9 protein-coding genes are annotated in these 9657 nt (G+C 43.0%); 8 read left to right on the top strand and 1 reads right to left on the bottom strand.

The window, feature by feature from the left end; genetic code table 11:
- The first annotated feature begins 263 nt into the window (after positions 1-263).
- Genes KI659_RS13515 through KI659_RS13495 form a run of 5 tightly spaced genes read left to right on the top strand, consistent with a single transcriptional unit; the run spans position 264 to position 4518 of the window.
- Positions 264-1508 (top strand): dihydroorotase, encoded by a 1245-nt coding sequence (locus KI659_RS13515; protein ID WP_213945882.1) that lies wholly within the window; start codon positions 264-266, stop codon positions 1506-1508.
- Positions 1501-2013: a DUF4199 domain-containing protein gene (locus tag KI659_RS13510; protein WP_213945881.1), complete on the top strand. Its 513-nt coding sequence runs from the start codon at positions 1501-1503 to the stop codon at positions 2011-2013. The genes KI659_RS13515 and KI659_RS13510 overlap by 8 nt, the downstream gene beginning before the upstream one ends.
- Before the next feature lie 4 nt (positions 2014-2017).
- Positions 2018-2590 carry a DUF4199 domain-containing protein gene (locus tag KI659_RS13505; protein WP_213945880.1) on the top strand — a complete coding sequence of 191 codons (573 nt, stop codon included), beginning with the start codon at positions 2018-2020 and terminating at the stop codon, positions 2588-2590.
- A 3-nt stretch (positions 2591-2593) separates the two neighbouring features.
- Positions 2594-3556, top strand: a complete 963-nt coding sequence (locus KI659_RS13500) for a glycosyltransferase family 2 protein (protein WP_213945879.1) — start codon at positions 2594-2596, stop codon at positions 3554-3556.
- Complete coding sequence (locus tag KI659_RS13495) at positions 3556-4518, top strand: glycosyltransferase (protein ID WP_213945878.1); 963 nt, start codon at positions 3556-3558, stop codon at positions 4516-4518. The genes KI659_RS13500 and KI659_RS13495 overlap by 1 nt, the downstream gene beginning before the upstream one ends.
- A 2-nt stretch (positions 4519-4520) precedes the next feature.
- On the opposite strand, the gene KI659_RS13490 is transcribed toward KI659_RS13495, so the two are convergent.
- Complete coding sequence (locus tag KI659_RS13490; protein ID WP_213945877.1) at positions 4521-5282, bottom strand: class I SAM-dependent methyltransferase; 762 nt, start codon at positions 5280-5282, stop codon at positions 4521-4523.
- 205 nt (positions 5283-5487) lie between these two features.
- Here KI659_RS13490 and KI659_RS13485 point away from each other — a divergent pair, with 205 nt between their 5' ends.
- From KI659_RS13485 to KI659_RS13475, 3 genes are read left to right on the top strand one after another with little or no spacing between them, the layout of a single operon-like run.
- Positions 5488-6789, top strand: coding sequence for an efflux RND transporter periplasmic adaptor subunit (locus tag KI659_RS13485; RefSeq protein ID WP_213945876.1), 1302 nt, complete (start codon positions 5488-5490; stop codon positions 6787-6789).
- A 14-nt stretch (positions 6790-6803) separates the two neighbouring features.
- Positions 6804-8174, top strand: coding sequence for an ABC transporter permease (locus KI659_RS13480; protein ID WP_213945875.1), 1371 nt, complete (start codon positions 6804-6806; stop codon positions 8172-8174).
- The gene (locus KI659_RS13475) at positions 8167-9648 is read left to right on the top strand and encodes a TolC family protein (protein WP_213945874.1); all 1482 of its coding nucleotides are present in this window, start codon (positions 8167-8169) and stop codon (positions 9646-9648) included. The genes KI659_RS13480 and KI659_RS13475 overlap by 8 nt, the downstream gene beginning before the upstream one ends.
- Positions 9649-9657 lie beyond the last annotated feature (9 nt).

Here is a 9657-nt window from a genome sequence, read left to right as displayed (position 1 = left end):
AGTAGGTCGCCGCCTTCCTTTATTAAGCAAAGCCTTCAGAGTGATCTGGAGGCTTTTTTGCGTTTAGGGCTTTTAAAGGGATGCACGTGACGGCGGGCAGGGTTTCTCGGAGTTCATAGGGGAAATTCACGGAGTTTTTTGGTCAAGTGATTTATCCCCAAAATTGCCGACCTTATAAAATATATCCATTTAGTTGGATTAATATCCCAGCTACTTCCTAATTAGGGAATTATGTTGCAGTTTTGCACCAAATAATTATTGATATGGCTATTATATTTCAATCTCTAGCGATAATAGACCCATCGGGTATCAAGGATCCCTCCGATTTTATTTTTGATGAGCAGAACGGCTTACGTGAACTGAAAGGAGAAAACATTCCGGCTGATGCGGTAAATATTGATTGTAAAGGGTTGTATGCTTCCCAAGGGTGGGTTGACTTAAATTGTTTCAATGGAGAACCGGGCTTGGAATACAAGGAGGACTTGGAGTCATTAGGTGAAGGCTTGTCCAAAGGCGGTTTTGTTAAAGCGGTTTTGTTACCTAACACTGATCCAGCCATTCAGACTAAAAGTGATGTTGAGTTCTTGAAGACAAGAACCAAGGATTTTTTTTCCAAGATAATTATTCAAGGAGCCCTTACTAAGGATACTAAAGGGGAGGATTTTACAGAGATCCTGGATTTGGCCAATAGTGGTGTCAAAGTATTTGGGGATGGTTTGAAGCCTTTGGCCAACTCTGACCGGCTGATGAAAGCTCTCCAATATTTGCAGAAATTTGATGGGATTGTGTTTGATCACAGCTATGATCCTTTACTGGCAATTTTCGGTCAGATGCACGAGGGTGAGGCTAGTACAAGGTTAGGGATGAAAGGGATTCCGCCATTGGCCGAGGAAGTAGCCATTCAGAAGAATATTGAGATTTTAAAATATACCGGGGGCAGACTTCACTTCCAAACCGTTAGTACCATAAAATCAGTTGAATTGATCAGAGAGGCTAAGAAAGAAGGACTGGCTGTGACGGCTGATGTATCGCTTTATCAATTGCTATTTTCTGATGAAGATTTGGCTACGTTTGATACCAACATGAAAGTGAAACCTCCTTTTAGAGGTGAGAGTGAGAGGGAGGCCCTACTCGGAGGGTTGAAAGATGGGACAATCGATGCCATTGTTTCCAATCATAGGCCTCATGATTTTGATGCTAAACATATTGAGTTTGATTTTGCTGGACATGGTATGCTAGGGCTTCAGACATTTTTGCCGGGGCTGATCCAATTGGAAAAAGAACTGGGATGGCCATTGCTTATTGAAAAGGTCACTTCAGGGCCAAATAAAGTTCTTGGTGAGAGTGAAGATAACTCTTTGGTGATTTTTGATCCTAAAAAGAAATGGGAATTCAATTCCAAAACTAATACTTCTAAATCCAACAATTCACCTTGGTTTGGAAAAGAGCTTACCGGTCAGGTTAAGTATTTAATTAACCGAAACAAGTACATTAAAATTAATGAATAGGTATTTACTATCCTCCTATAAATTCGGATTAGCAGCCGGTGTTTTGGGTGCATTAGCTTTCTGGGTTTTGAAGCTTTCTAATTTGGAGCCTGTAAGCTTCACCTTGATATTTGGATACATGGTAATACCTGTATTCCTATTTCTTGGCATAAAAAATTTCAGAGACTACCATAACGATCAAGAGCTTTTCTTTGCCCAAGGAATGACAGTGGGCTTCTTCATCTACAGTATTTTCGGATTGTTTTTAGCGAGTATGGTCAGCATGTTTTTGATGTTTCAACCTGAAATTTTCAATGAATATATTCAGATGAATCTGGATTTCTTAGTTCAGCGCAAGGATCAAATCACAGAGGAGATGGGGCTATCAACCTATGAAAGTCTTTATCAAAGTTCTCTTGACAATACTGTCTCGGACATTTTCTTCGATTATTTGGCAAAAATCACCATCTTTGGATTATTATCTACGATTATAATCTCCGTGATTTTAAAACAGTCCAAGATCTGAATTTATGGAAAATTACAATGGAAATTCTGATGTCGAAGTAGGAGCAGCCCCTTTTCAAGCTGCTTTCAAGACAGGAATAGTTTTGGGTCTGATCACTGTGGTGGCATACTTTATCCTTTATTTCATTGACTCCACTCTATTGGCTTCAGGGTATGTAGGGCTGGTACTCGTGGCTGTCATGGTAGGGGTGATCATGATTTTCGGGATCGAATACCGAAAAGAGTTGGGGGGCTATATGACTTTTGGTGTGGCCTTTCAATTTGTGTTTATTGCCTTGTTGATCAGCAGTCTTATTAGCACTGGCGGAAATGTTCTATTATTTCACATAATTGACCCAAACCTTCCAACTGTTTTGGCAGACGCCCAAATGGAAAGCACATTGGCTATAATGGAGCGGTTTGGTGGGGCTGGGGCCATAGGGGGTGAAGAAATTGATAAATTGAGGGAAGGGTTTTATGATAACTATACCATTGTAGGAATGATCAAAAGTTTGGGTGTGTCTGTAATCATTTCTGCGATTCTTGCTTTAATTTTGGGTGCCATTCTTAAGAAGAGAGATAAATCATTGGATTATTAATACATGCTTCAAATATCAGTAGTTATCCCTGTTTACAATGAAGAGGAATCCCTTCCTGAGTTAGCCGAATGGATTGGCCGCGTAATGGGGGAGAACGGATTTTCCTATGAAGTAATTTTTGTAAATGACGGAAGCCGTGATAATAGCTGGGAAGTGATAAGCATGCTGGCTCAAAAAAACGGGCACTTGAAAGGTGTTGGTTTTACCAGGAATTATGGTAAATCGGCGGCTCTTGATATCGGTTTTCAAAAAGCCAAAGGGGAAGTCGTAATCACCATGGATGCCGACCTACAGGACAGTCCTGACGAAATACCTGGGCTCTACTATATGGTAACCAAAGAAGGGTATGATATTGTGTCGGGCTGGAAGAAAAAGCGCCACGATCCAATAGGGAAGACCATTCCATCCAAATTCTTTAATGGTGTGACCAGCATGATTTCAGGAATTGATCTGCATGACTTCAATTGTGGACTCAAAGCCTATAAGAATAAGGTGGTGAAAAACATCCATGTGTATGGAGAAATGCACCGCTATATCCCATTAATTGCCAAATGGAATGGGTTTAGCAAAATCGGGGAAAAAGTCGTTGAGCATAGACCACGCAAATATGGGTACACCAAATTTGGAATGGAAAGGTTCGTTAACGGGTTTTTGGATCTGATTTCTGTGTCCTTTGTAAATAGGTACAAAAGAAAACCTATGCACTTTTTCGGCTCATTGGGGTCGCTATCCTTTTTTTCCGGATTTATAATCACCCTTTGGCTGATCTTTGAGAAAATTTATGGACTTAAGAAGGGGATTCCCGTTCGGGAAATCACCGAGCAACCCACATTTTTCCTGGCTTTGGTGGCACTTATTATTGGGGTTCAGCTTTTTCTGACAGGTTTTTTGGCTGATATGATGGCTTCCAATAATGTGCGGAAAGCAGATTACAATATAGAACAAGAGGTTAACTTTGATGCTTGATGTTATTCAGCATAATCATACCTGTTTATAACCGCCCGCTTGAAATAAAAGAATTACTTGAAAGTCTCAACCAGCAGTCTTTTCGAGATTTTGAAGTTATCATCGTGGAAGATGGTTCCTCTGTCACATGTAAGGAAATATGTGGGAGTTTTGCCCAATATTTTCCAATCACCTATTATTTTCAGAAAAATTCAGGTCAAGGTTTTGCCCGGAATTTTGGAATGAAGCAAGCTTCCGGAGATTTTTTTGTCCTTCTGGATTCCGATTGTATTGCGCCTCCAAATTATTTGAAGATTGTTGCTGAGAGTTTGGAACTAAGACAGCTTGATGCTTTTGGTGGGCCCGATGCCGCTGAGGAGAACTTCTCCCCATTGCAAAAGGCCATCAATTTCAGTATGACTTCCCTTTTTACCACCGGAGGAATTAGGGGGAAATTGCCGGATCCATCCAAATATCAGGCAAGGGGGTATAATATGGGGCTTTCTAGAAAGGCCTTTGAAGAAACACAGGGTTTTGTAGATCCGAATAAAGGGGAAGATATTGAGCTGAGTATCCGATTGCAAAAGCTCGGCTTTAAGCTGGAATTAATAGCAGATGCTTTTGTTTATCACAAAAGACGAAACACCTTTTGGTCTTTTATTAAGCAAAGTTATTCGTTTGGGAAAAATAGAGTCAATGTAAGTAGGTTTCATCCCGAGGCCATCAAGATCGTGCATTTGCTTCCTTTCTTCTTTCTATTGGGAGTCTTCAGTCTTCCAGGGTTGTTTTTGTTTAGGGAAAACCTGTTTTATCTAGGAGTGGGGTTACTAGGTCTCTGGAGTCTGGGTTTGATGATTACTTCCACAATCGAAAACAAATCCTTATTTATCGGCCTGCTGTCACTTCCTGTGGCGTTTGGGCAGCTTTTGGCTTATGGTGCTGGATTGGCCAGTGAAAGCCTGCGGAAAGCAAGCAAAGGCTAAGTTTAACCTTTGGTGCAATAATAGATGATTTCATTAATTGGAAGGGCGTGCTTTTCGACCAGTTCCTTTGGCAGTGTTTGAACATAGTTGTCCTCAGATACTCTCAAGCCTGATTTGCTCAGTCGGCTGGCATAATCCAAACCGTACTTCCTGACATGGTCACGTTGGCCAAATAAACGCTCCCTTTCGGCTGGGTCGGTGATTGTTTTATCCTCCAGGGTTTCGGGCAGTGGGTACACCGGGGATTGTACTATTCCCCATCCATCTTTTTTGAGCACACGGTTGATTTCCCGGCAAGCGGCAATATCATCGTCCACATGCTCCATTACATGGTTGCAAAATACTACATCAAAAGTTTCGTCTTCAAAAGGGATTTGGTGGATGTCCATCTTTACCTTGGCTAAAGGGGACTCCAAGTCACCTGTGATATATTCCAAGTTATCCATAGCCTCAAACTTGTCGATAAAGCAGAGCTCTGGAGCCACATGGAGTACTTTTAGTGGCTTCTTAAAAAAAGGAGTTTTTTCCTGTAAGAACAAATACATCAACCTGTGCCTTTCCAGGGCCAGGCAATTTGGACAAAGTGCATTGTCTCTTCCTTTTCTTCCATAAGGAAGGAATTTTTTGAATCCGCTATCGCAAACCGTACATATAACCTTGTCTCCCTTGTAAACCACGGCCATTATTCGCAACACTTTATGGCTGACGAGTTGGAGGTACTTGCGTGGCACGTAGCGGATGACAAAGCTGATGATTGATTTCATGGGTTCAATAAAGTTTAGGGCAAGTTACTAAACAAATGGCAAAAGAGCTTGTGTATGGAGGCTTTGATATTTCTTTCAATGGCAAAATGCTCGTGCCATCGGGATGGTATTTAGGTGATAAAGGCTTAACTTTGAGGCAAATCCGGACTCGGTATTCTCTATCGATCCCTATCTCACACAAATTACAGTATTCAAACCAAATCTTATGGCTAAAAATCTCCTGATTGTACTCGGATGTACCGCTGTTGTCATTATGATTTTGTATAAAGTCTTTTCTCCAGGAAAAAGTACGGAGGGGTCAGACCTTATTGTAGCTGCTAAAAAAGGCAAGTTCAAAGTGGAGATTACTACCACGGGAGAATTGCGTGCGCAACGGTCGGTGAAAATCATGGGGCCTCAAAGGGCACGTGAATTCCGATTGAGCCAGCTGAAAATAGAGCAGATTGTAGATGAGGGGACGGTGGTGAAAGAAGGGGATTTTATAGCTTCCTTAGATAAGTCGGATCTTTTCGGAAAAGTAAGCGATGCACAGGGGAAGCTCGACCAGGTCAAGTCCCAATATGAGCAAACCCAACTGGATACAGCCCTGTCTTTGAGACAGGATAGGGATAATCTGATAAACCTTACCTACCAAGTAGAGGAGCAGCAGCTGGTGTTGGACCAGTCCCAATATGAGCCTCCTGCTACAATAAAGCAATATGAGTACAATCTGGCCAAGGCCAAAAGGGATTTAAAACAAGCCGAAGAAAATTACAAAATCAAATTCAATCAAGCAGTCGCTAAAATGGCCGAAGTAGCCGCTAACTTAAGAAAAGAGGAAAGGGAATTTAAGCAGATGGAGGCGATGCTGGATGAATTTACCATTTATGCCCCACAGGATGGAATGGTCATTTATGAAAATGGCTGGGATGGCAACAAAGTAGGCCCAGGGTCCAGTATCAGTGCCTGGAATCCCGTGGTGGCGACATTGCCAGACCTGACGTCCATGTTGAGCATTACCTATGTCAACGAGGTGGATATCCGGAAAGTGAAAGTAGGGCAAAAAGTGGAACTGGGAATGGATGCCTTTCCTGAGAAGAGGCTCTCAGGAAGAGTGACACGTGTAGCAAATGTAGGGCAGCAGAGGTCAAATTCCGATGCGAAAGTATTTGAGGTCACCATTCTTGTCAATGAAAGTGATCCAGTAATGAGGCCAGCCATGACCACCAGCAATAATATTATTGCAGATGAATTGACCGAGGCGGTATATGTGCCTCTAGAAGCTGTTCATGTGGAAAATGATAGTATAAATTATGTTTTGCTCAACAATGGCGTGAAACAAGAAGTGAAATTAGGCCTATCCAATACCAATGAAGTGGTGATCCAAAAAGGGTTAAACTCTGGGGATAGGGTTTATCTTTCCACCCCCAAATGGAATAGCGACAAGCCGGTCAAATTGCTGAAAGAGCTGGATGGAAAAAGGGAGGATGAAGTGTTGGAGCATGGGGTGACGCATCTCGGTAAATAGTAAAACGGTAAATTTTGAGTCAAGAATCATTTAGATTTCGTGAAAGGCTGCTCGCCAATTTCTATATAGCGGTTGAGGCCGTTATTGCTAATCGGCTGAGGTCGTTTTTGACTGCCCTAGGGATTATTTTTGGGGTGGCGGCCGTCATTGCCATGCTCGCCATCGGCAATGGCGCCCAGCAGGAAATCATGGAGCAAATTAAACTGGTGGGGGTGAATAACATCATCGTCGAACCGATAGTTGATCAAATAGAGGAAAAGGTTGGAGACGATAATTCACAAGGAGAGGAAAAGAAAAAGTTTTCGCCCGGTCTTAGAATGTTGGATGTAGAGTCTATCCAAGAGGCCATTCCCGGCGTAAAGAATGTTAGTCCAGAAGTGATGGTTGATACTTATATCGTTAAGGATGGCAACCGGCGATCTGCGAAGCTGGTAGGGGTGATGCCATCCTACTTTGAGGTGAATAACTTTTCAATTCAGGAAGGGAAAATGTTCACTAAAAACAATCTGACTAAAGGGGACCCCGTCTGCCTGATTGGCCGGGGGGTACAGACGAAGTTTTTCAGCAAAGAAAATCCTATAGGTAAAAAGATCAAATGCGGAAATCAATGGCTTACTGTGGTAGGGGTGATGGAGGAAAGAAAGGTCTCCGAGGATAATATAGGGAAGTTAGGGATACGGGATTTGAATATGGATGTGTATATACCTATTCAATCCATGTTTGTAAGATATAAAAACCGGGATCTAGTCACTTCATCTGGTTTGATCCAGGGAGGGGGAAGAAGGTATTCGGGCACTGAAAGTCCTGCCGTAAATATGGGGAATCTGTCGAACTACCATCAATTGGATAGGTTGGTTGTGCAGGTTGAGGATAGCCGTTCCTTGTCTCCGACCGCCGATGTGATCAACAGGATGCTGAGCAGGCGCCATAATGGGGTTGTGGACTTTGAAATCACGATTCCTGAGCTGTTGCTGAAGCAACAGCAGCGTACCCAGCACATTTTTAACATCGTACTTGGAGCCATTGCAGGTATATCATTATTAGTTGGGGGTATTGGCATTATGAACATCATGCTGGCCTCAGTGATGGAAAGAATAAAAGAAATCGGACTAAGGCTTTCGTTGGGAGCAAAAAAATCCGATATTGTAAATCAGTTTTTATTCGAAGCGGTCATGATTAGTGTTAGTGGGGGTGTGATTGGAGTAATCTTGGGAATTGTTTTAGCGGATGCTGTGGCAAGATTTGGAGAATTTCCAACGATTGTAAGCTTCAGCTCTGTTGTGATTTCCTTTAGCGTGGCCGCTACGGTGGGGTTAGCCTTTGGGATAGCACCTGCAAGAAAAGCTGCTAAACAAGATCCAATAACATCGTTAAGGTATGAGTAAACTTATTTGGGTGAGGCGCTTTTGCTTTGCCGCATTTTTATTGCCCACTTCATTATTTGCACAAGAGACTTCCGTTTTTTCCCTAGAGGATATCGTGGCAAGGGCAAAGGCACAGTCTCCCGCCGCATTGCGCGAAGAGACAGTCCGGGAAAACAGGTATTGGGAATACAGGCTTTTCAGGGCTGATTACAACCCGCAATTGAGGCTCAACGGGATTTTTCCCCAGTATCAACAAGCCTTCAACAGAGTGGAGCAACCAGACGGCTCTATAGCCTTCCGCCCTGTTCAGCAAAATTTGGTAGATATGGAATTGGGGCTTCAGCAGGTGATTGCTCCTACTGGCGGTATGATTTCGGTCAACTCCTCAACGAGTAGGTTTGATAATTTCTTCACTTCTCCAGGAATGCCCCAGACCCAATGGAGCGGGGTTCCAGTCAATGTTAGACTCGAACAACCCATTTTTGCATTCAACCGGTTTAAGTGGAATCGCAAAATTGCCCCCTTGCGCTATGAGGAAAGTAAAAGGGATTATGTAGAAGGCATGGAGGAAGTGAGCCAAACAGCTGCGCAACTGTTTTTCAACTATTTGGTGGCACAGGTGGATTTGGAAATTGCTGAAAAAAATCTAGAAAACACGGAGGAGATCTATAAGATTGAAAAAGGTCGATATGAAATCGGGACTACCTTTGAGGATAAGCTTTTGCAGGTGGAGCTTCAGGTCCTTCAGGCCAAGCAGGCTATGGCGCGAGCTAGGTTGGATATGGAAACCTCTGCTTTGGGGTTGAAATCTTTTATTGGGATGAATGAAGCCGCGGACCTTAAGCTTATTTTGCCTACCGATATTCCCGATTTTGAGGTCAATGTAGGTAGGGCGATAGATTTGGCATTTCAGAACAGGGCCGATGCACTTGGTTTTGAGAGAAGGGTGTTAGAGGCCGATGCGAATGTGGCGGAAGCTCGGGGCTCAAGGTTTCAAATGAATCTGAGGGCCAGTTATGGTTACAACAATGCCGCCTTGAACTGGGCGGAAATTTATGCAGATCCCAATACCCAGGCGCTAGTGAATATGACCTTGAGTGTGCCTGTGTTGGATTGGGGGAGAAATCGGGCCCGGATGGAGGTTTCCAAAGCCAATAAGCGGTTGGTTGAGTACACGGTTCAACAGGACATGATAAATTTTGAGGAGCAGATTTTTACTAGGGTCAAGAATTTCAACATGCTCAGAGACCGTCTTGAAATCACCGAGGCGTCTGATCAAGTGGCGGATAAACGGTATGAAATCGCGCGAAATCGCTACCTGAGCGGTAAGGTGAATATCACTGATCTTAATATTGCACAGCAGGAAAAAGATGCCAACAGGAGGGAGTTTGTCAACTCGCTCAGGGAATATTGGATGGCTTACTATCAATTGAGACAACTGACCCTTTATGATTTTGAAAATGGACAATTATTGTATGTGCAGGACGAGGATTGAGTAGTGTTT

It is taken from the genome of Litoribacter ruber (assembly GCF_018449405.1).
Classification (GTDB): Bacteria; Bacteroidota; Bacteroidia; order Cytophagales; family Cyclobacteriaceae; genus Litoribacter; species Litoribacter ruber.
Note: the sequence above shows the minus strand (reverse complement) of the source record. Positions and strands in the feature narration are given on the sequence as shown.

Coding starts and splice junctions, on each gene's coding strand:
- KI659_RS13515 (WP_213945882.1), top strand. CDS start 264: ATGGCTATTATATTTCAATCTCTAGCGATAATAGACCCATCGGGTATC.
- KI659_RS13510 (WP_213945881.1), top strand. CDS start 1,501: ATGAATAGGTATTTACTATCCTCCTATAAATTCGGATTAGCAGCCGGT.
- KI659_RS13505 (WP_213945880.1), top strand. CDS start 2,018: ATGGAAAATTACAATGGAAATTCTGATGTCGAAGTAGGAGCAGCCCCT.
- KI659_RS13500 (WP_213945879.1), top strand. CDS start 2,594: ATGCTTCAAATATCAGTAGTTATCCCTGTTTACAATGAAGAGGAATCC.
- KI659_RS13495 (WP_213945878.1), top strand. CDS start 3,556: ATGTTATTCAGCATAATCATACCTGTTTATAACCGCCCGCTTGAAATA.
- KI659_RS13490 (WP_213945877.1), bottom strand. CDS start 5,282: ATGAAATCAATCATCAGCTTTGTCATCCGCTACGTGCCACGCAAGTAC.
- KI659_RS13485 (WP_213945876.1), top strand. CDS start 5,488: ATGGCTAAAAATCTCCTGATTGTACTCGGATGTACCGCTGTTGTCATT.
- KI659_RS13475 (WP_213945874.1), top strand. CDS start 8,167: ATGAGTAAACTTATTTGGGTGAGGCGCTTTTGCTTTGCCGCATTTTTA.